This is a genomic window from Planococcus chinensis, from assembly GCF_042681545.1.
GTDB classification, from domain to species: Bacteria; Bacillota; Bacilli; order Bacillales_A; family Planococcaceae; genus Planococcus; species Planococcus chinensis.
Window position 1 is genome coordinate 316,330 of record NZ_JBHUFW010000002.1, and the last position, 21,337, is coordinate 337,666.

General features: G+C 51.6%; 23 protein-coding genes. 9 read left to right on the forward strand and 14 right to left on the reverse strand.

Translation table 11 applies throughout. The features are described 5' to 3' along the window. Positions 1–41 precede the first annotated feature (41 nt). A complete protein-coding gene (locus ACFSDB_RS01465; protein WP_204891418.1) occupies positions 42–1,319 on the reverse strand; it encodes an MFS transporter in 1,278 nt (425 codons plus the stop codon). 184 nt (positions 1,320–1,503) lie between these two features. Between ACFSDB_RS01465 and ACFSDB_RS01470 the strand changes: the two genes are divergently transcribed. Continuing rightward, positions 1,504–2,259 carry an exodeoxyribonuclease III gene (locus tag ACFSDB_RS01470; protein WP_204891417.1) on the forward strand — a complete coding sequence of 252 codons (756 nt, stop codon included), beginning with the start codon at positions 1,504–1,506 and terminating at the stop codon, positions 2,257–2,259. Between the two features lie 33 nt (positions 2,260–2,292). On the opposite strand, the gene ACFSDB_RS01475 is transcribed toward ACFSDB_RS01470, so the two are convergent. Further along, positions 2,293–3,003 (reverse strand): alanyl-tRNA editing protein, encoded by a 711-nt coding sequence (locus tag ACFSDB_RS01475; protein ID WP_204891416.1) that lies wholly within the window; start codon positions 3,001–3,003, stop codon positions 2,293–2,295. A gap of 119 nt (positions 3,004–3,122) precedes the next feature. Beyond that, on the reverse strand, positions 3,123–4,313 hold the full coding sequence (locus ACFSDB_RS01480; RefSeq protein ID WP_204891415.1) for a CDP-glycerol glycerophosphotransferase family protein: 1,191 nt from the start codon (positions 4,311–4,313) through the stop codon (positions 3,123–3,125). A gap of 165 nt (positions 4,314–4,478) precedes the next feature. On the opposite strand from ACFSDB_RS01480, the gene ACFSDB_RS01485 reads away from it, so the two are divergent. The 4 genes from ACFSDB_RS01485 to ACFSDB_RS01500 all read left to right on the forward strand — a co-directional run bounded on the left by ACFSDB_RS01485 (position 4,479) and on the right by ACFSDB_RS01500 (position 8,151). After that, positions 4,479–6,092: a catalase gene (locus ACFSDB_RS01485; RefSeq protein WP_204891414.1), complete on the forward strand. Its 1,614-nt coding sequence runs from the start codon at positions 4,479–4,481 to the stop codon at positions 6,090–6,092. An 89-nt stretch (positions 6,093–6,181) separates the two neighbouring features. Continuing rightward, positions 6,182–6,682, forward strand: a complete 501-nt coding sequence (locus ACFSDB_RS01490; protein ID WP_377338999.1) for an RNA polymerase sigma factor — start codon at positions 6,182–6,184, stop codon at positions 6,680–6,682. After that, the gene (locus tag ACFSDB_RS01495; RefSeq protein ID WP_204891412.1) at positions 6,682–7,890 is read left to right on the forward strand and encodes a hypothetical protein; all 1,209 of its coding nucleotides are present in this window, start codon (positions 6,682–6,684) and stop codon (positions 7,888–7,890) included. Before ACFSDB_RS01490 ends, ACFSDB_RS01495 begins: the two co-directional genes overlap by 1 nt. A 102-nt stretch (positions 7,891–7,992) precedes the next feature. Next, a complete protein-coding gene (locus ACFSDB_RS01500; RefSeq protein WP_204891411.1) occupies positions 7,993–8,151 on the forward strand; it encodes a hypothetical protein in 159 nt (52 codons plus the stop codon). Positions 8,152–8,582: 431 nt separating this feature from the next. Here the strand turns inward: ACFSDB_RS01500 and ACFSDB_RS01505 are convergent, their stop codons facing one another. The 10 genes from ACFSDB_RS01505 to ACFSDB_RS01550 form a co-directional block, all read right to left on the reverse strand. Beyond that, positions 8,583–9,287 (reverse strand): P-II family nitrogen regulator, encoded by a 705-nt coding sequence (locus ACFSDB_RS01505; protein WP_204891410.1) that lies wholly within the window; start codon positions 9,285–9,287, stop codon positions 8,583–8,585. Next, positions 9,277–10,014 carry a DUF1538 domain-containing protein gene (locus tag ACFSDB_RS01510; RefSeq protein WP_204891409.1) on the reverse strand — a complete coding sequence of 246 codons (738 nt, stop codon included), beginning with the start codon at positions 10,012–10,014 and terminating at the stop codon, positions 9,277–9,279. The genes ACFSDB_RS01505 and ACFSDB_RS01510 overlap by 11 nt, the downstream gene beginning before the upstream one ends. Then, complete coding sequence (locus ACFSDB_RS01515) at positions 10,011–10,706, reverse strand: DUF1538 domain-containing protein (RefSeq protein ID WP_204891694.1); 696 nt, start codon at positions 10,704–10,706, stop codon at positions 10,011–10,013. The genes ACFSDB_RS01510 and ACFSDB_RS01515 overlap by 4 nt, the downstream gene beginning before the upstream one ends. Positions 10,707–10,812: 106 nt before the next feature. Further along, positions 10,813–11,178, reverse strand: a complete 366-nt coding sequence (locus ACFSDB_RS01520; RefSeq protein WP_204891408.1) for a Na+/H+ antiporter subunit G — start codon at positions 11,176–11,178, stop codon at positions 10,813–10,815. After that, positions 11,156–11,440, reverse strand: coding sequence for a Na(+)/H(+) antiporter subunit F1 (locus ACFSDB_RS01525; protein ID WP_204891407.1), 285 nt, complete (start codon positions 11,438–11,440; stop codon positions 11,156–11,158). The genes ACFSDB_RS01520 and ACFSDB_RS01525 overlap by 23 nt, the downstream gene beginning before the upstream one ends. Then, complete coding sequence (locus ACFSDB_RS01530; RefSeq protein ID WP_204891406.1) at positions 11,437–11,922, reverse strand: Na+/H+ antiporter subunit E; 486 nt, start codon at positions 11,920–11,922, stop codon at positions 11,437–11,439. Before ACFSDB_RS01530 ends, ACFSDB_RS01525 begins: the two co-directional genes overlap by 4 nt. A 49-nt stretch (positions 11,923–11,971) precedes the next feature. Then, positions 11,972–13,459: a Na+/H+ antiporter subunit D gene (locus tag ACFSDB_RS01535; RefSeq protein WP_204891405.1), complete on the reverse strand. Its 1,488-nt coding sequence runs from the start codon at positions 13,457–13,459 to the stop codon at positions 11,972–11,974. Next, the gene (locus tag ACFSDB_RS01540; protein WP_204891404.1) at positions 13,452–13,790 is read right to left on the reverse strand and encodes a Na(+)/H(+) antiporter subunit C; all 339 of its coding nucleotides are present in this window, start codon (positions 13,788–13,790) and stop codon (positions 13,452–13,454) included. The genes ACFSDB_RS01535 and ACFSDB_RS01540 overlap by 8 nt, the downstream gene beginning before the upstream one ends. Positions 13,791–13,793: 3 nt before the next feature. Next, a complete protein-coding gene (locus ACFSDB_RS01545; RefSeq protein WP_204891403.1) occupies positions 13,794–14,216 on the reverse strand; it encodes a Na(+)/H(+) antiporter subunit B in 423 nt (140 codons plus the stop codon). Continuing rightward, on the reverse strand, positions 14,203–16,602 hold the full coding sequence (locus ACFSDB_RS01550) for a Na+/H+ antiporter subunit A (RefSeq protein WP_204891402.1): 2,400 nt from the start codon (positions 16,600–16,602) through the stop codon (positions 14,203–14,205). The genes ACFSDB_RS01545 and ACFSDB_RS01550 overlap by 14 nt, the downstream gene beginning before the upstream one ends. Before the next feature lie 251 nt (positions 16,603–16,853). Between ACFSDB_RS01550 and ACFSDB_RS01555 the strand changes: the two genes are divergently transcribed. Together ACFSDB_RS01555 and ACFSDB_RS01560 are read left to right on the forward strand one after the other, a co-directional pair. Then, the gene (locus ACFSDB_RS01555) at positions 16,854–17,543 is read left to right on the forward strand and encodes a universal stress protein (RefSeq protein ID WP_204891401.1); all 690 of its coding nucleotides are present in this window, start codon (positions 16,854–16,856) and stop codon (positions 17,541–17,543) included. Positions 17,544–17,611: 68 nt separating this feature from the next. After that, a complete protein-coding gene (locus ACFSDB_RS01560) occupies positions 17,612–18,253 on the forward strand; it encodes a pentapeptide repeat-containing protein (RefSeq protein ID WP_204891400.1) in 642 nt (213 codons plus the stop codon). Between the two features lie 49 nt (positions 18,254–18,302). On the opposite strand, the gene ACFSDB_RS01565 is transcribed toward ACFSDB_RS01560, so the two are convergent. Further along, on the reverse strand, positions 18,303–19,799 hold the full coding sequence (locus tag ACFSDB_RS01565; RefSeq protein ID WP_204891399.1) for a peptide MFS transporter: 1,497 nt from the start codon (positions 19,797–19,799) through the stop codon (positions 18,303–18,305). A 405-nt stretch (positions 19,800–20,204) separates the two neighbouring features. Here ACFSDB_RS01565 and ACFSDB_RS01570 point away from each other — a divergent pair, with 405 nt between their 5' ends. Together ACFSDB_RS01570 and ACFSDB_RS01575 are read left to right on the forward strand one after the other, a co-directional pair. Further along, positions 20,205–20,558: a helix-turn-helix domain-containing protein gene (locus tag ACFSDB_RS01570; protein WP_204891398.1), complete on the forward strand. Its 354-nt coding sequence runs from the start codon at positions 20,205–20,207 to the stop codon at positions 20,556–20,558. Positions 20,559–20,742: 184 nt separating this feature from the next. Continuing rightward, positions 20,743–21,255 (forward strand): hypothetical protein, encoded by a 513-nt coding sequence (locus ACFSDB_RS01575; RefSeq protein WP_204891397.1) that lies wholly within the window; start codon positions 20,743–20,745, stop codon positions 21,253–21,255. The last annotated feature ends 82 nt before the right edge of the window (positions 21,256–21,337 follow it).

The window sequence follows — 21,337 nt, forward strand, 5'->3', positions numbered from 1 at the left end:
AATGAAAAACTGTCCAGGGCGCATGCCCTGGACAGTTTTTTTCATTCTGCGACGGCCTCCTCGACGGATGGGTGCTCTTCGGGTTCCGGCACACGCGACAGGATTGCAAGCCCGATGACGAACAGCACGACAAGGCTGAAGACGCCCATGCTGGAATTGCCGGTGACCTGGGAAGTGACGGCAACCAGCAGCGGACCGAGGATTGCTGCAAATTTGCCGAAGATGTTGTAGAAGCCGAAAAATTCATTCGAGTTTTCTTTCGGGACCAGTTTCGCGAAGTACGAGCGGCTGAGTGCCTGGATGCCACCTTGGCTGGTGGCGACCAGCATCGCCAAAATCCAGAAGTCGGTGATGGTCTCCAAGAAATACGCGTAGATGCAGACGACGATATAGACGCAGATGCCGACATACAGCATCTTTTTTCCCGTGAAGCGTTCGGACAGGCGGCCATACAGAATCGCGAACGGGGCTGCGACGACCTGGGTGGCGAACAGGACGATCAGCAGGCTGGTCGACGAGAGGCCGAGGTCCGTGCCGTAGGCGGTGGACAGCGCAATAATGGTGCCGACGCCGTCAATGTAGAAGAAGTACGCCAATAGGAACAGGAACAATGCGCGGTATTGGCGGATTTCCCGGATGGTCTTGCCGAGGCGCTTCATGCTCTGGCGGACGGGGCTTGGTTCACGCTCGATAAAGTGGCGCTGATGGACGCGGCGGAACAGCGGAATGGAAAATGCGAACCACCAAACGGCGGTGATCAGAAATGCGATGCGGCTGGCATTGATCGTCGATACCGGAATCATGTCCCTTGATGCCAAAAGGATGATGGCGATCGATAGGATGAACGGGATGGTCGAACCGATATAGCCAAGCCCGTAGCCGAATGCGGAAACATTGTTCATGCGTTTCGCAGTGGTGACGTCGACAATAAAGGCATCATAAAATACGTTTGCGCCGGTTGCCCCCAATGCTGCAAACGTATAACAAATAAGCAGCATCAGCCAGTTATCGCTCGGCACGAATGCGAGGAGCGCGGTGGAGACGGTTCCGAGCAGGAAGAACGCAGTAAAAAACTTCTTTTTCAGCCCTTCATAGTCGGCGATGGTGCCGAGGATCGGGCCGATCATGGCCAGGATGAACGTGAAGATGGCGATGGTATAGCCCAGGTATGCGGTGGAGTCGGCCAACGGAACACCCGCTTCGGTTGCGGCAGCCTTGTAGTAAAGCGGAAACACCGCAGTCGTGATGATGATGGAATAGGCGGAGCTTCCCCAGTCATAAAGCGCCCAGCTTTTCTCTTCTTTTGTGAATTTCTTCATAGCTCATTCCCCTTGCGTGATAGATAAGTCCATTGTACAAGAAGGTCCGTAAAAAAGATGCATTATTCAAAGAATTTACTGGATTTTTACAGAATTTTACTCCGAATGGCAATAAAACACACAGTTTGAGAAGGGGCTCTTTTTTCGGTACACTGGAAAGAAGAGATTGAGAGAAGGTGCGGCATTGAAACTGGTGTCATGGAATGTCAACGGCCTTCGGGCTGTAATGAAAAAAGGATTTATGGATTTTTTTGAAACGGCAGATGCAGACGTATTCTGCCTGCAGGAAATCAAATTGCAGGAAGGGCAAATCGAGATGGACCTTCCGGGTTACCATACATATTGGAATTATGCAGAGAAGAAAGGCTATTCCGGAACCGCCATCTTTACAAAGCAGAAGGCGCTTTCGGTGCAATACGGGCTCGGCATCGATGAACACGACCGGGAAGGGCGCATCATCACGCTCGAATTCGAGGAGTATTTCGTGGTGAATGTCTATACACCGAATTCCCAGCACGGCTTGTTGCGGCTCGATTACCGGCTTGGCTGGGAAGATGCCATTTTGTCCTATGTCAGAGCGCTCGACCGGCAAAAGCCGGTCATCCTGTGCGGGGATTTGAACGTCGCCCACGCTGAAATCGATTTGCGCAACCCGAAAGCGAATTTGAAGAACTCCGGCTTCACGCCGGAGGAGCGGGACAAAATGAGCCGGTTTTTGGCCAGCGGCTTTGTCGACTCGTTCCGCTATTTTTATCCGGACCAAGCGGACAGCTATTCCTGGTGGTCGTACCGGACGAATTGCCGCGAGCGGAACATCGGCTGGCGCATCGACTATTTTATCGTTTCGGAACGGCTCGCCCCAAAACTCCAGGGAGCGGCAATCCATAGCGATGTACTCGGCTCCGACCATTGCCCGGTGGAGCTGGCTATTGATCTATAAAAAATCCCTCACGCTGCGTGAGGGATTTTTTCGTTAAACGATATGGACTTCAAGGCGGGTGATGCCTTTGCCTTTGTTTTTCGTTGAATCGAGTACAAACCGGCCGATTTCCCCGGTTTCCCGGACGTGGGTGCCGCCGCAGGCCTGTTCATCGATGTCGCCGATCTTCACCAGCCGGACTTCTTTGACGGATTCGGGGATAAGGTTGACGACTGTCTTGATCGCACCTGAAACTCCTTCCGCCTCTTCCCGTGGGAGCGTCCTGGTGGAAACGGGATGGTTGCGGGCGATTTCCTGGTTCACCCTGGCCGCCAATTGGCCGATTTCTTCCTGGTCCAAATCTGATATGCCGGTCAGGTCAATGCGGGCTTTGTCGGGATAGATCTGGTTGCCGGTGCACAAGGAATCGCGTTCCCCATTAAAAACAGCGGCGATGACATGGAGGAGGGTATGGTGCTTCATCAGGTTTTCTCTCCGCTGCCAATCGATCTTTGCCACGGCCTTTCCGAGAACCAGCTGCTCCGGTTCGGTGACGGTGTGCCAGATCTTTCCGCTTTCCTTTTTGACTTTGGTGACTGCCGTCTGGCTGCCGTTCTGGATCAGGACACCGGTATCGTTTTCCTGGCCGCCGCCTCCGGGATAGAAAGGGGTGCGGCTAAGGGCCACCCGGTTTCCTTCAATGGCGGTGATTTCCGTTTCGCATTCCTTTATGTAACTGTCCTTTAGAAACAATTCCTCTGTCATGGCGCTCATCCTCTCCGCGGATTTTTATGGCAGATAAGTTTTTTACGACTATAGCATAAAATGCAAAGAGCGCTCAAACCAAAAAATCCCGGACGAAGATCGTCCGGGATTTCTGTTTTTTATTCCACGCCAAGTACTCTTTGGGCGAGGCGCTTGCAGTTCTGATGGTCGAAGAAATCGATGTACTGCGTGGCCAAGGGATGCCAATCGTTGGTGCTGATCTTTTCTTCGACGATTTTTTTCAGATAGCCGTAGACTTCTTCGATCGTATCGGCTTTATAGCCGTACAGGTCTTTTTCCAAATCGAGGTAGCTTCCGCGCTTTGCGATGTATTCATCGCGGTCGAACATATTGAAGATGATGGGTTTATTCAGATACAGGAAATCCCATGACACGCTGGTGATGTCGGTCAGCAGCAGGTCATTCTCTTCGATGGCTTTTTCGATGGTGTGGTATTTGGCATCGAGGAACTGGATGCCGGCATCGCTGTTTTCCAGCCCGCTGAAATGCTTTTCGAATTTCTTCATGAACGGGTGGAGGGCTACCTGCATATGGAGGCCGTTTTCGGCAATCAGCTTCCGGATGCCAGGGTGGCCGATCAGCCCCATCGTATTCCGGAAATAAGCGCTTTCAATAAATTCTTCTTCGGTCAGGTCGAAAAGCCATTCGCGCCAAGTCATCATCATGAGGATGTTCTTTACCTCCTTGGCGGGCTTGTGCAGTTCGTAACGGTCAAAACGCGGCAGGCCGGTGACGATGAGCTTGCGTTCAGGAATGTTCCACTTCGTCAATTTCAGCTCTTTTTCATACTCCGAGGCGCAATTAAAGTAATTGGTACGCTTCAGGAGAGGAACATCCTCTTTTTGGATGAGAATCTTCTTGAATCCTTCTATGCCGTGGCTGACATGCGTAATGATGGTTTTTCGGTTGAGGAACAGAAACTTATCAACGGAAGGCGCGATATCATAGAGCAGAGAATGTCCGTGGAAGGTGTAATCGGCTTGGAAAAACAGCAGGTAATTCCGGAAGCTTCCCAGGGGAACGGAATTCTGGATATTGCCGTCCAGGGCGTAGGAGGTTTTCGGGTCATACATCCAATAGGCTGTCACTTGGTCTCCGTGGTTGTTCACCAGGTACTTATGGAAGACGGCTGCGTTATCCTCATATTTTTCTCCCAGGTTTCCGCCGATCAATACGATTTTCTTCTTGTCTTTCCGTGGGGCGAAAAAGGAAGCCAGATAGGCGGCCGTTACTTTTGCTGCTACCTTCAAGGGATCCCATCTCCCTTTTTCTTTTAATACAACACTCATTTCCAACCCTGCTTTCTCTCTAACGTTCTCCTTCAAGTTTTTCATATTCCTGCCGTTTTGTCTATCTGGAAGAAATAAACTATTAATTTGCGGAAATGCGCATGTTTATTTGCAAGGGAAAAGGGAAGATTATAGGGTGATAGACTAATGTGGAGGAGGATTTTCATGAAGGAGAAGAATGAAGATTTCAAGAACCGGAAAGGCACCGGCGAAAGCGAAGAAACATTGACGACCCGCCAAGGCCATCCGGTGAAGGACAACCAGAATATCCGGACGGTGGGCAATCGCGGACCGGCTACACTTGAAAACTACCATTTCATCGAAAAAATCTCACATTTTGACCGGGAAGAAATTCCGGAACGGATTGTACACGCACGCGGTGCCGGTGCGTTTGGCTACTTTGAAACTTACGGCAAAGTTGGCGACGAGCCGGTGGAAAAATACACACGCGCAAAAGTGTTCTCAGGCGCAGGCAAACAGACGCCGCTCTTGGTGCGCTTCTCTACAGTGGCAGGCTCCCGGCACTCCCCGGAAACTGCACGCGACCCGCGCGGATTTGCCGTGAAAATGTACACGGAAGACGGCAACTGGGATCTGGTCGGCAACAACTTAAAAATCTTCTTTATCCGCGATGCGATGAAATTCCCGGATATGATCCACGCTTTCAAGAACGATCCGGTCTCCAACGTGCCGGATCCGCAGCGCATGTTCGATTTTGTTGCGCGTACCCCGGAAGCGACGCATATGATCACATTCCTGTTCTCGCCATGGGGCATCCCGGCGACATATCGCCATATGCAAGGTTCCGGCGTCAACACATACAAATGGGTCAACGACAAAGGCGAAGCAGTCCTTGTCAAATACCATTGGGAGCCGAAGCAAGGCATCCGCAACTTGACGCAGGCAGAAGCCAATGAAATCCAGGCAGAGAACGTCGGCCACGCGACGGAAGACTTGTTCGAATCGATTGAACGCGGCGATTATCCGGAATGGGAGCTGTTCGTTCAAATCATGAGCGATGATGAGCATCCGGAACTGGATTTCGATCCGCTGGACGACACCAAACTATGGCCGCAGGACAAATTCCCGTTCCTTCCTGTCGGCAAGATGGTATTGAACCGCAACCCGGAAAACTACCATGCCGAGATTGAGCAGGCTGCATTTGGTACAGGAGTCCTTGTGGACGGAATGGATTTCTCGGACGATAAAATGCTGCAAGGGCGCACCTTCTCTTACTCCGATACGCAGCGCTACCGCATTGGGGCGAACTACCTGCAGCTGCCAGTCAACGCACCGAAAAAGCGTGTGGCGACGAATCAGTACGGCGGCCAGATGGACCGGCCAAGCGAACATGTACCAAACCCGCACATCAATTACGAACCGTCAGTGCTTGGCGGCGTGAAGGAAGTCGATGAGCCGAAAGCACCTCATGAACCGGAATACAGCGGCAAGGTGGTCAGCCAGCCAATCGACCGCACAAACAATTATGGCCAGGCGGGCGAGACGTACCGCAGCTTTGAGGACTGGGAGCGCGAAGAGCTGATCAATAACCTGGGTGATGCGTTGTCGGTATGCGATCCACGGATCCAGGAAGAAATGATCCATCACTTCACGCAGGCGGATGAAGAATATGGCCGCCGCGTCCGTGAAAACATGGAGCAGAAAATCCAGTACAACAAGGAAATGAAAGAAAATGGACCGAAAGTCTATGGTAAGCCGGCAGCGAGCAAAGTAGCGCAAGCTGCAGCTTCCAAAGGGCACGAAGCAGATCCATATTAATAGAAATTCCAGATACCGGCGAGCTGAAAAGCTTGCCGGTATTTTTTTTATTTTTTTCAAACACTTTGCCCGGTTCATCCGTTATCTTATTGAAAGAGGCAGCAAAACAGAAAGCGGGGAATGGAATGGAAGCAAATACGATGCTTGAAAATTTGAAAGATGACTTGATCCGATTTGCCCGTTCCATTTCCCGGCATGAACAGGAAGCCTTTGACCTGGTGCAGGATGCGTGGGAGAAATCCTTGAAGGAAAGCACGCTTCAGGATCTGCCTCTCCACAAGCAGCGGGCCTGGTTTTTCCGGGTGATGAAAAACCGGCTAATCGACGACCGGCGAAGGGACCACCGGCTGTCGGCTTGGGAGACGGAAATGGACTTCCAGGACCCGCGGTACGCTGCAAGCGGCATTGAAATGGCGGAGCTGCTCGGCAAGCTTCCGCCTGAACTGAGCGATCTTGTATTCAAGCGGTACTGGCTCGGCATGACCAGCCAGGAGATCGGGGAAGGGCTGGGAATTCCAGCGGCCACTGTCAGGTACAAGCTGCACCAGGCCATCAAAAGGCTAAGAAAACATTTGGAGGGTGATCTTTGATGGGACAACGAATCGGCAATGTGGGGCTACTGAATTTATTGAACGCAACACCTGAAAGCGTCCAAGCGTATGAGGAAATCGGCAACGTGGGGGCGGTGCTTTACCGGACCGGCCAAGCGCATCTGCTGTCCCTGCTGAACATCGGGAACTTGGGCCGTGCCATTGAAGTGCCGGAAGGCTATGGCTATTATAACGGCGATTTGACAATTGATGCAGCTTATCTGGACGCGATTGATCAAGAAGTAAGGATGGTCATCAATGGGCTGGTGATCCTTGCGCCGGATGTCGATTCGGAAAAGCTGGCGAACGGCCGGCTGCAATTGAATATCAATGGCGATGTATATGCACCGCCCGGACTGGCAGGAACCGCAAGCCGGGTTTTCACTGAAGGCAGTTTTTCGGTTAAGAGTTACACTGGCGCTTTGCCCCGCTTTGAAAACGGCCACCTCGTTTTGAGCGATGCCTATCTGCAGGCTGCTGATGCCCCGCTCAATTTGATTGTCAACGGTTTGCTGACGTTGCCGAAGGAGTTGGACATGGAATTGTTCAGCAGAAACATACAGAACATTGACATTAACGGGATGGCGGTCGTCCATGAAGAGCAGGCCGTTACCCTTTACCAGAAAATGAATGCCGGGCCTAACGGAGCAATCGACATTATTCCTGCGGGCTATGAAAACGCACGGAAAATGCTTCGCCTTAATTCCCGTTCGATCCGGAGTTTTAAAAGCAGAAAGCTGAAAACGAAAAAGCCGCTGATTTTAGAAGACGGTATTTCCCGGGAAATGTTCGAAAGTGCATTTGAAAAAATCGATTCCAAATCATTCATTGTCTGCAGTGAGGAAATTGAGGACTTGGTCTACGAGCGTCTCGACCGGATGGAAACGGAAGTGCTGTCTTATGCAGACCGGTTCGTCTACATCGAAGGGGAGGAAGAATGGTCCGAGAGCGAGCTGCTGGAATCAGACGGAACACTGAACTTCATTGTGGAAGGGCAGCTGATTCTGAACGATGACGTAACGGCAGAGACCTTGAAAGAGAAGGTGGCAGCAATCGACCTGTTCGGCAGCATCCGCGCAGCAAATCCGGAACTGAAAGGTGTGCTGCGCAGCAAACTCCGCGTCAGTGAAGGGGAGATTGCCGGCAAAGGCGGAGATGCTGCATCCAAACAAACGCAGTTGCAGAATATTGGCGAACTGGCTCTTTAAGAAAGGCTCTGGGCAGTTTCCTTGTTGATATTCCGCAAACCAGCCATGGGCATTTGAATTCAACATTGAAATCCAATAGAGCCAATAAAGGAGGAGAGCTTTATGTTCCGAATCGAAGAAACCGAAATGTACGAGCATATGCAGGCGATCAAGCAGCAAGTCGAAAAAGGGCGAATGAAAAGCGAAGCGGAGCGCGCGAAAAAAGAAACGCGCCCGCCATACTGGATCGTCCTGCTGACATTTCTTCACCTGCGGAAATAAAAGGGATGGAATCTAGAGGATTTCTTTCCTTTCAGGCTGCAGACGAAGTCTGATTTAAATGAATAGAGATTTATAAGCCCGAGCGGGCTGGCCACTTCGCTTTCCGTGGTCTCGTGGCCAGCCCGCTCGGGAGCGTCACTTGTATCAAATCGAAGAGGCAGAAGAAATAGATTCAATTTTAATTCGCTAAGTACAAGCCGTTGGCTTCAGGATCCGCAACGGAAGGCGGCGTCTCCTGCGGGATAGCGAAGTGCCGAAATCCACTCGGACGCCAGTCCGAGTTAGTTCGGCGCGAGCCCGCGGAAAGCGTCCGCCTGAAGTGGAGGATCCAGTACAGCTTCCATTTGTTTTATTTATCTAATTGAAAAATTAATCTTTTGTTTAAAAACTCAAAGGGATGGAATCCACAGGATTCCATCCCTTTTTCCATTTTACGGAGTGCTTGGTTTGTTCAGTGAAGAATGGTTGACTCCGAAGACTTCTTCGACATCAATCAAAAAAGCGATGCCTTGCCCAGGAGAATAGAGATCGATGGCATTTTCGATGCTTTTCACTACAGCATGTGCATAGCTTTCCGGGACCAATGTCAGAACAATATCTTTTTCCGGATCGATGGAGAAGTTCATGAATTTCTTCTGCTCATTCACGCCGGTGCCGCGTCCGGTGAGGATTGTGCCGCCTTCTGCGCCGGCTTCTGCAGCAGCGGCCACCACTTTCTGGGAATCTCCGCTGTTGACGATGGTGACAATCAATTGAAATTGTTCCTGGGTCGAATTCAATTGGCGTTCCCCTTTCTTCGGTTTCACGAATTTGATGCGGTCGGACAGGTGAGGCACCCCGAGAAGCTGGTTCAAATGGACTGTGAACCCGAGTCCGTTGCCTGGTAGCCCGAGCTTCGCGCAGCTCGCTACAGCTTCCGCTACAGCCATTTCTATGCTTCCGTCCACTGCGATGAAGATGATGTCTTTTTCATGGGTTGCAGGGAGGCCGAGGAATGTCGGTTTTTCATTCCGTCCGATTCCTTCGCCGTAAAGGATTGTTGCGCCGTCTGCGCCTGCCTTCTTTGCTTCGGCAATTACGGCCCTTGAGTATCCGCGTTTTACGATGGCGACCATCAGTCTGTGGTTAAGATTCATCTTGGCCGGCGCCTCCTTTCCTTGTAAAGATCAACCCGACGATGAGCACGGCGATAATCGGCGTCAGGGCCACGAGGGCAATCAGCCCGAATCCGTCTGTCAGAGGGTCGCGCCCTTCGGTTGCGGTAGCAATTCCGACCGACATGGCAGAGATGAATGTCACGGTCATAGGGCCGGTCGCCACTCCGCCGGAATCGAACGCGATGGCGATGAAGGTCTTGCTTGAGAAAAAGATCAATATTAAAGCCAGTATATAACCGGGAACGAGAAAATACCAAAGGGAAATGCCATACAGGATGCGGACCATCGAAAGGGCGATGGAGATGCCGACCCCGGTCGATACCGTATACAGCATCATTTTTTCCGATATATAGCCGCCGGTCACCCGGTCGACTTCTCCATTGACGATGCTGACGGCGGGTTCGGCGAAAGTTGCCGCGAATCCGAGGACAAAGCCGATCGGAATGACCAGCCAGATGCGATCGCTTTTCCCGAGGGCCTGTCCCATCATATCGCCAATCGGGAAAAAACCGATGTGGACACCTTGCAGGAAAAAAGCCATTCCAAAGAACGTAAGCACGAATCCGAGGATGATCTGAAAAATGCGCTGTCTGGGGAGATGGAGCAACAACACTTGGAAAAGCGTGAAAAACAGGATGAGCGGGACCAGGGCCAGGCTTACTTCTTTGAGGATTTCGTCAAAACCCTCAAATACATGGAAATTCACTGGAATAGCACCCCCAGCACCATAAGGGCCAGAATGGGGCCTATGGAAGCGAGGCCGATCAGCCCGAATCCTTCACTCGAAGCCGGCGAGCCGCTGCGCAGGACGCTTGCAACGCCGACGCCAAGTGCCATGATGAACGGGACAGCCATGGGGCCGGTGGTGACCCCGCCTGAATCGAATGATATTGCTACGTATTCGTCCGGCACGAAAGAGGCTAATGCAAATACTAAGGCGTATCCGCCCACCAGGAAATAATGGAGAGGGATGCTGAAAATAGTGCGCACCATCGCCAGTGCAACAAATATGGCGAGGCCGAGAGCAACGGATAGCACCAGAACACCTGAGGGAATCTCGCCATGGGAGACTCCGTCGATCTGCCGGGCCAGCACGCGGACATCGGGCTCTGCGATTGTGACAACCAGCCCGAGAAGGAATCCGGTACCAATGATAAGAGACTTTTTCTTCGTCCTCGGCAGCCGTTTTCCGATCAATTCGCCAACGGGCAGGAGCCCGGCAGTCACGCCGAGCAGGAACAGGAAAAAGCCGATGCTGACAAATGCCGCTCCGATCAAGAATTGCAGGAATGCTTCGAGCGGCAGGCGAATGAGGGTGACTTGCAGGATCAAGACAACGATTGTCACGGGCAGGATAGCAGCGGCGACTTCTTTGAATGTGTCTTTGACATTTTGCATCATGCATCCCCTTCTACCGCTTTTTCCCTTCCTTTTCCCTCTGCCTATCAATATAAACTTGTCGATAAGCGCAAAAAAATGACAGGCAGCCTGAAAAGGCTGCCTGTCATTTTTCTGTCTTCTCCGGATGGAGCACTTCTTTCAAGGCGTCTTCTGTCGAGGAATCCGAGAGTTTGACGTGCGACCGGTATGCCGCCCGTGTGATGAGGTGGCCTGCGACCGGTGCTGTCAGGAAAACGAACGCGATACCCAGCAGCAGCCGGACGCTGATGAAGTTCTCTGCAGCCCAGAAATAGATGAATGTGCCGGTCAGCGACAGCAATACCGCAAGCGTCGAGCTTTTGGTGGCGGCGTGCGACCGGGTATAGACGTCGGGAAGGCGGAGTATTCCGATTGCACTGATGACGGCCATAATTGAACCGATCAGAATCAGGAAAGCGCCAAGGTATTCAAAGCTTCCGTTTGTGCTCAACGATATCTCCCCTTTCCACGAACCTGGCCAAGGCGATGGTGCTGATAAATGCCAGGATGCCGACTATCAGAATGACTTCCAGAAAGGCGCGTGTCTCAAGGGCGACGGAAAAAACCGCCACTGCTGAAATCAAGTTGACGCCGATCATATCGAGTGCAACCACCCGGTCCGGCATCGATGGCCCGCGGATGATGCGGTAGAGCGCAAGCAGGATGGCCAGGATGAACAGCGATAACGCCACGGTAAGCATAATTTGGATCATCCTCTGGTCACCTCCATAATAGCTTTTTCAAAAACTTTGATGGACCGCAGGACATCGTCGCGCGACTCTTCGACGTCCATCGCATGGATATAGAAGGTCTTGCCGTCCGGCGACACTTCCATGACGACCGAACCCGGCGTCAAGGTCAGCAGCAAAGCGAGCGTCGTCAATTCATAAGGGCCGACCATGCTGTGTTCATAGGTGAAGATGCCGGGTTTTATTTTCAGTTTCGGGCTCAGGATCTGCTTCATGATCAGCAAGCTGGACTGAGCAAGTTCCGAGATGAAGATGAACAGCAGCTTAACCGTCGAATAGACGCGCAAAAGATAAAATTTGGTGCCGAAAAAGCGGTGCATGAAAAACAGGATGCCAATGCCGGCGAGGTAGCCGGCGATGAAAGTCGATAAGTGGAACGCATCTTCATCCATCAACAGCGTCCACAGCACAGCAATCAGTATATTCAGCAGAAATTGGGCCGGCATCAGCAGCCACTCCTTTCATCGGTTTTTCGGGAAGGGCGGTGCAGAGGCATCATTGGCCATCCCCTTCCAATATGGCATCGGTATAAACGTCCGGGTTCATCAGCGTATCAGCCGCATCCGTCACGTAAACGGAAAGCGATTCTGTCCCGAAACCGATGCCGAACGTCAGCAGGACCAGGATCAGCGTTGGGACAAGGAAGCGGTTTTGAAGCGGCACCTGGTCCTCTTTGCTGATGATGGTCTCGCCCCAGAAACTGCTTTTGAAGATGCGCAGCAGCGAGTACAGGACAAAGAGGCTCGACAACAGCGCCAACGCCAGAAGGACGTAATTGCCTCCTGCGATAGCTCCCTGGGAAATCAGGACTTTTCCGATGAATCCGCTGAGCGGCGGGATTCCCGCAAGCGACAGCATGGCGATGAAGAACGACCAGCCGAGAAGCGGGTAGTTTTTCATGAGGCCGCTCATCTGGCTCAGCTGGGTGGTGTCGGTCATGGAAATCATCGTGCCGATCAGCAGGAACAGGAGCGCTTTGGCGACCATGTCGTGGATCAGGTAATAGACAGCGCCTTCGATGGCTTCCGGTGTAAAGACGGCCAGGCCGACAAGCAGGAAGCCGACCGAGATGACGATGTTGTAGGCGGCGATTTTCCGGATGTCGTTATAGGCGATGGCACCAAGGCTTCCGCCGATCAGCGTCAAGGCCGCCATGACGCCGATGATGGTGTGGGTGATGTCGGGATGATGATTGAAAATCAGGGAAAATACCCGGAATAGTGCATAGATGCCGACTTTCGTAAGCAGCGCTCCGAACAAAGCGGAAACCACTGTCGGCGGAGTGCTGTAGGAGCCTGGCAGCCAGAAATAAAGAAGCAGGCCGGCTTTCAGGCTGAAGACGGTCAGGAAGACGATGCTGATTGTCGTCAGCAGCGGACCTTGTCCGGCTTCTGCAACCCGAATGGCGATGTGGGCCATGTTCAACGTGCCGACCGTTCCGTACAAGTACGCCAGTGCAACCAGGAAAAACCAGGAAGACACGATATTGATGGCCACGTATTTGACGGCTTCGCGCAATTGGCGCTTCGAGCCGCCGAGCGTCAGCAGCACATAGGATGACAGGAGCATCACTTCGAAGCAGACGAACAGATTGAACAAATCGCCGGTTAGGAATGAACCATTGACCCCGGCGATGAGAAACAGCACAGTGGGGTAGAAGTACATCGATTCAAGCAGTTTGCCTGTAGTGAACAGGGCATACAGCAGGCAGACCAGCGCGACCACGCTCGTCGTCAGGACGAGCAGCAGCGAAAACGAATCGGCGACGAACAGGATGCCGAATGGCGGTGCCCAACCGCCGAAATCGAGCCGGAGGATGCCTTCGGTCTGGATGGTGTGCAGCAGGAAGGTGGATATGGCAGCGACAGAAACCATCACCGCAATGCTGAACCAAGCCTGTAGCCGGCCGAACGTACGCAGGAAAATCAGCGTGACGCCCGCCAAAATCGGCAGCAGCATCGGCAGCAGGATAAGATTATTCATCGTTTGCCCCCCTCATATCACCGAGGTCGTCGCTGCCGAGTTCCTGGTATGCGCGGTAAGCGAGCACGAGGATAAACGCAGTGACGGCGAAACTGATGACGATGGCGGTCAGGATCAGGGCTTGCGGAAGTGCATCCACATAACTCTCGGATTCTTCGCCGAGAAGCGGAACAGTGCCTTTTTTCAAGCCGCCCATTGCCAGGATCAGCAAATGGACAGCATGGGACAGGATGGCCGTCCCGAGGATGACGCGGATGACATTGCGGGACAGGACTAAGTAGATGGCGACAGCCGTAAGGACGCCGACCAATATGATGATCAAAGATTCCATGGGCTATTCATCCTCACTTATGCTTAAGATTATGTTGACGACGACCCCGACAACCGTGAGAGCGATTCCGGCTTCGAAAATGGTCACCGTTGCGAGCTCGGTCTTGCCGAAAAGCGGCAGATCGAAATAGCCGAACGACTGGCTGAGGAACGGCTGGCCGAAGAACATCGGCACAGTAGCGCTGGACATCGCCAGCAGGACGCCGAGCGCCGACAGCTTCTTGAAGTCGAACGGAATGGCATCGCTGACCGTCTCGGAGTCGTAGGACAGGAACATCAGGACAAACGCGGAAGCGAGAACGAGGCCGCCGATAAAGCCGCCGCCCGGTTCGTTATGGCCGGACATGAACAAATAGATGCCGAATGTGAAAATGATCAACACGACCGCTTTGACGACCGTTTGAAGGATGACATCATTGATTTTCATGTTTTCTCGCCCCCTTTTTGCCTTTATAGCGGATCAATGTAAATACGCCGAGGCCGGCGATGAAAAGAACCAGCGATTCAAGCATCGTATCGAATCCGCGGAAATCCCCGAGAATGGCATTGACGATGTTTTTCCCGCCTGCCAGCTCATAGGAATTTTCGTAGAAGCTCGAAATCGTCTCGAACAACCGGGTGCTGTTGACCGTCAATCCGATCAGCACGACCGTCAATCCGCCGGCGATTGCAATGATGGCATTGCGGACCTTCACCCGTCTGGGAGAAGTTTCAGGCTGCCAATCCGGCAGCTGGTAGAAGACGAGCAGGAAAAGCACGGTGGTGACCGTTTCGATGACCAGCTGCGTCAGCGCCAGGTCCGGTGCCCGGAACAGCACGAAAAAGATTGCGATGGAATAGCCGAGCACGCCGTTCAATAGGGTGGCGGTCAGCCTGGACTTGGCGAACAGGATGGCAACCGCGGCGGCCATCATGGCGAACGCCAGCAGGAATTCATAGACCGGAACCGGTGCGTCGTTTGCAAAATCGAGCGACAACGCCCTGGAAAACAGGAGCGTTCCGCCGGCCGCAGCCGCAAAAAATGCAAATATATAAGCGAAGTAATGCGGCAGGTGTCCGGTCATGTATGCGGATGTGAACGCTGAAGCATTCCGCTCCATGCCGGAAAGCATCCGGCTGTAGAGCGAGTTGAACGTCCATGAGTCAGGCATGAGCCCGTACACCCTTTTCCAGCGGTGGCGGAAAATATACAGCAAGGCGCCAAAAAGGACGACTCCGGCTGTCATCAATAGCTCCGCATTGAAGCCGTGCCAAGCGGAAATGTGCGGTGCGGCATCGATGCCAGGCAACAGGCCCGCAAGTGCGGGCGCGAGCAAATGGTCGCCGAGCAGATTCGGCGCGAAGAAAATCGCAATGATCAGCAACGACAGGATGGCAGGCGGAATCAGCATGCCCAACGGCGCCTCTTTCGGCTTTTTATCCAGCTTCTTCGGATGGTAATTGCCGAAGAAGGTCTGGAAAACGATGACCATCGAATAAACAAAGGTCAACACGCTTGCCGTCAAGGCGATGGCCGGAATCAGCCAGCCCCACGTTTCCGCGGAGAATACCGGCATGGACATGGCATTCAGCGAAGCGGTGAAGAACATCTCCTTGCTAAGGAATCCGTTGAAAAAAGGCAGGCCAGCCATGGAGAAACTGCCGATGACGCCGAATACCATGGTGATCGGCAAAAAGGAAACCAGCCCGCCGAGGCGGCGGATGTCCCGCGTCCCGACTTGATGGTCGATGATGCCGACCACCATGAACAAGGCGCCTTTGAATGTGGAGTGGTTGACCAGGTGGAACAGCGCCGCGAACGTGGCAAGGCCATAAAGCGCGCCTTCCGGTCCTGCCCCGAAGCGGATCGCCGCTGAACCCATCCCGAACAGGCTCATGATCAGCCCGAGCTGGCTGACGGTCGAATACGCCAGGAGCGCTTTCAGGTCGGTTTGGCGGACAGCGTTGAATGAGCCCCAGAAAAGCGTCACGAGGCCGACCAGCGTAACGGTCCAGAACCAGGCGGAAGTCCCGCCGAATATCGGGGTGAAACGGGCAACAAGGTAGATGCCTGCTTTCACCATGGTTGCGGAATGCAAGTAAGCACTGACCGGCGTCGGTGCTTCCATGGCATCCGGCAGCCAGATATGGAAAGGGAACTGGGCGGATTTTGTAAACGCACCCAGCAGTACCAGGAACAGTGCCGGATAAAACAGGGCGTGCTCCGTGTATTGCGGAATGGATGCGGCAATTTCACGGATGCTGTAGGTGCCCGTCATGGAATGGATCATCAGGAAGCCGGCAAGCATCGCGAATCCGCCGAACACGGTGATGAGCAAGGATTTCTGCGCGCCGGCGCGCGAATTCTTTCTGTGATACCAGAACGCGATCAGCAGGAACGAGGAGATACTCGTCAATTCCCAGAAAACATAGAGGACGAGCAGGTTGTCGGATAGGACGACCCCGAGCATTGCGCCCATGAAAAGCAGCAAATAAGCATAGAAGTGCGGCAAGGAATCCGCTGGAGATAGATAGTAGATGGAATAGAGTACAACAAGCGCACCCATGCCGGAAATCAGCAGGGCCAGAATCAGACTGAGGCCGTCCAGGTAAATGGAAAAGTTAATGCCGAGGGAAGGGATCCAGTCGAGTGTGGCATTGACGGTTTCCCCTGAAGAAACGAAGGGGATCTGGAAAACGAAAAGCCCGAACAGCATCAGCGGCACAAGAAGCGCCAGCCAGCCGATGTTCAAGCGCCCGATGCGCCTGTGGATGACGGGGACAAGGGCAGCTGCCAGGAACGGAAATAAAATGGCGAGAATCAAAACATGCACAGCAAAACCTCCAAAAAAGAATATCGAAACACAGCTTTTGCACAGCTGAGGCATTCGGTATAAATTATACAGGAAAGAAAGCTTGCTTTCATGCCTCAGCTCAGCTATGGTTCAGTTAATGGAGAAGATTCCTTGGGACAGCTGCTCGAATTGCAGCCTTGCCCTCTTGATTTTTGGCGGCATTCGCAGTACAATGTCATAGTTTTGAATAAATGGATCCGGAAATATCAAACCCTGGAGGGTGAATACAAATGAAGAAAATCAGAGGACGGATGGACGAAAGCATTTTGGTTTGTGTGTTTTACGGACCGAACGGCGAGCGTTTGATCAAACGAGGGAACAAGCTGGCGGAAATGCTGGATTGCCCATTGTATATACTGACAGTGGATGCCTTGCCGTTCGATGAATTCGATGCTGAGAAATCAGCTTATGTCGAGCGCTGGAAAGAGCTGGCTGATGAATTCGGGGCAGAAGAATTCGTCATCCGCGATAATGAGAGCCGGCCCTCTGCAAAAGTCATCGCGGAAGTGGCGCATGATTTGAATATCACGCAAATCGTCATCGGCCAGACTGCACGCAGCCGCTGGGAAGAAATCACAAAAGGCTCGTTTATGAATTCGCTGCTGCGGGAAATCCCTTTTGCGGACTTTCATGTGGTATCGGTCGACCGGACTATCAAAGGCGACGAGCACGAAGAATTTGAAAAAGGGGTCCGCTGTTATTTGGTGAAGGATGCGGACACATATAAAATCAGCTTTTCCCAAACCAAGGAATGCCAGTATGAAGGCATCTTCTTCAAAGAGATCGGCACCGATTTCAACAATGGAATCTTCAAGTTCATGCACAACAATAAGTTGTATCAGGTGGAAGTGACGGATGATCGCATCGAAGAACCGGGCGTTGTCCGTTCATGCATTGAAAAAGTGCCGTCACTGAAATAACAGCATCAAGGAACGGCGGCTGCTTCGCTTGCGAAGCGGCCGCTTGTTTCTATAGGAAGGGGCAGCCCATGAAAAAAACAAAGCGTTCAGCACCGTCCATACCGGAAGAACTGGAAGTGGTGCCATTTTCGTCCGCTATGGACGACCATTACATAAGCAAATGCAAAATCTCGCAGGAAACGATTGATTTCGAGGCACAGGAAGGGCTGCGTGTAGACCAGGTAGTGTTCGAGAACGTCAACTTTGCAGAAGCCATATGGCCGCGCAGTGAATTCGTCGATGCCCTCTTCATCAATTGCGACCTGTCGAATGCCGATTTCAGCCGCACCGTTTTTCACCGGACGGAATTCCGCAATTCGAAGCTGGTCGGGACCAATTTTGCCGAAGCAGGAATCCGCCACACGCTGTTTGCAGATTGTGTGCTCAATTATGCGGCATTCGGTTTCTCGCTTTGCAATACGTCCCGGTTTGAAGGGTGTTCGATGCGCTATGCCGACTTTTACGAAGCAGAGCTGAAGAACACGGAATTCGGCCGCTGCGATCTGAATGATGTGAATTTCGCAGAGACGGGGCTCAGCGGCGTCGACCTCAGCGGCAATTCGTTCGAGAACATCCAGGTCACGGTCGAAAAGCTGGCAGGCTGTACGGTCTCTCCGGAGCAGGCGATGGCGTTCGCCCGCCAAATGGGGCTCGTCATAAAAGAAAACTGATGCAAAAAATCCCGGAAGCGAGTCTGCTTCCGGGATTTTCTTCTTTCTATTAGCGTACACCGCGCATATAGCGCTGGATGGTTGGAGCTAGCATGAACAGGATGATACTCAGGACGATGGATGCTCCACCGATCAAACCGAAGTACATCATTTCGTTTTCAGCTGAGTAGAATTTCACCAGTTGAGCATTGATCGCTTGTGCGGCAGCGTTTGACAGGAACCACAAGCTCATTGTCTGCGCCGAGAAAGCGGCAGGGGCGAGCTTGGTGGTTGCTGACAATCCGACCGGCGACAAGGCAAGTTCGCCCAATACGATGATCAGGTAGCTCAGCACAAGCCATAATGGATTCACGAGTGTATCCGGTCCGCCGAAATACGCAGGCAGCAGGATCACCAGGAATGAAATACCGGCAAACAGCAGGCCGAGCGAGAATTTTTGCGGGATGGACGGCTGGCGGCTGCCAAGTTTAACCCACATCCACGCGAATACCGGCGCCAACGTGATGATGAACAGCGGATTCAACGACTGGAACCAGGCAGGAGAGATGGTGATTCCCGCGAATTCCAGATCCGTGCGGGTATCCGCGTAAGCGGCAAGGATCGTCGACCCCTGCTCCTGGATGGCCCAGAACATAACAGAAGCGATGAACAATGGAATATACGCAAGGATGCGCGAACGTTCCACTTCTGTCGTTTTCTTGCTGCGGTACATGACCACAAAATAAATGGTAGGAAGCAAGATTCCCAGAACACCGACGGTCGCGATAAAGCTGTCGAATGTCAGGAATCCGAATTGCAGGCCGAAATAGACGATTGCGGCAATGGCGATTGCGCCGACTGCCAAGGTAGTGAACGTTTTTGTCCGTTCAGCAGGAGAAAGCGGATTCGGCACCACTGTACCGGCGTAGCCAAGATTTTTCTTTTTCGTTGCGATAAAAACGACCAAGCCAAGGAACATGCCGACAGCGGCGATGCTGAAGCCCAAGTGGAAATTGATCTTCATGCCCACTGTTCCGACGATCAATGGTGCAAGGAATGCACCCAAGTTGATGCCCATATAGAAGATGCTGAAACCGGCATCCCGGCGGTCGTCGTTTTCTGCATAAATTTCACCGACAACGCTCGAGACGTTCGGCTTCAACAAACCGGTACCCAGGACGATCAAGACCATGGATACGAAGAAAAGGGACAGGCTGCCTGGAATGGCAAGCGCAATATGCCCAAGCATAATCAGGATACCGCCGTAGAAGACGGCTTTCGAGGTTCCGAATATCCGGTCGGCGAGCCAGCCGCCGATGATTCCTGACATATAGACGAGAGATCCGTAGATGGACATGATGGAAAGCGCGACAGTCTGGTCGAGCCCAAGTCCTCCCTGCGAAAGTTCATAGTACATGTAATAGACAAGGATCGCTCTCATTCCATAATAAGAGAAACGCTCCCAGAATTCAGTGAAAAATAAAGTGAACAGCCCTTTTGGATGGCCGAAGAACCCTTTTTGCGGGACACTGTTCACGATGTCTTGGCGACTTAACTTGTCAGACATCTTATTACCCCCTTTTAATGTATGCTACTATAATACTTTTTTTAATTAAATAAATCAAAATAAATATGAAAATTAGTAAAATAGGCAGAAATACTAGGTTTTCTAGCTGATTCAATTTACGCTAGTATAATTTATTATTTTTTTAAAATAATAAATGAATTTAAAAAAGTGTAATTTTTCTGTGCAAGAAAAAAAGAATTTGAAATGGTTTGGCGGTTAAAGAAGTGACCAGTAAAAAAAGTAAAGCAATTTGCCTATATAATGGAAAAAATCGCGAAAAATGTCGAAGTGGGTCATAAAAAAGACATATTTATGTCTGAATATTATAGAAATATATTGTGGAATATTCCAAGATACAGTATATTTAAAATAGTTAGAATATAAATCAAAGGAGTAGAATAAATAATGAATGATTTGGGGAAGAAAATCAGAGACCTGCGCGAAGCAAAAGAATTGTCTCCGGAACAATTGGCTGAAAAAGTGGGCTTTGCTAAAAGTGCGATCTGGGCGTATGAAAGCGGGAAAAAACAAATAACAGTAAGCCATCTTTCTCGCTTGGCTGACTTTTTCGATGTATCTGTAGACGGGCTGCTGGACCGGACGGAGAAAATTGTCGATTTGGACCTTCAAAATGCTTCTGTGATAAATGATTATAATTTGATGCTTGATAATAAGCCGCTGGACGAACAAGAGATTGCGGAAGCTGCTTCGTATATCCAAGTGAAGCGACGCATGGGAAGTTATGGAGCAGCGAATTAAACAACCATTATTTTACAAAAGCATTCAGAAGTCCATTCGATAAGAATGGGCTTTTTTTGTTAATTATTACCACAGAAAACTATAATTAATTCAAAAATTCGGAATTATTGAAACTCTTCAAGAGGTTCCTGTAAAATGAAAATAACAGACTATCAAGACATTGGGGCAAGGCGGGCGATGGGTTATGGACAGGTATATTTTATATGAAACATACCGTTTGGCGATGCTGATCGATTTGGTGCGCCCGGAAGAGCTGATTGGAAAAGTGGATGCATTCATCACGGAAACTCCGGTCAACCAAATACCGCATGCGTTTTATGTGCTGTCCTTGACCCGCAACCGGCGCGCGATGATCGAAATGCTGACCGATTTGGCAAGAGGCGTCGACCAAAGCCTGCCAAGCTCGATTGTAGCCGGCATGCTTGCCCAGCGCCAAGACCAGTACGAGACGGCGGAATTGTATATGAAAGCCGGGATGCTCGCTTCGCTGCTGTCAGACCCAGACGAGGACGTGGCTGTTGAATTCCGTGTTTTGAAGGAGCGGAATGATGCTTTACAGGAAGCCTACGGCACTCGGTTCAAACGCAAGAAAACAAGAGAGCGGATGCTTGCGAAAAACGAACTGGACCTTCAACGGGCGCTCCAGAAATACGAGAAGTATGCTGAACAGTTCAGTATGTATAAATGGGGGACGTGAGTATATTATAGAAGGAAATGGATCAAAGCCGGCCAAGAGGCCGGCTTTTTTGGGGTTTACTCGCATCGCGGCAGGGAAAGCA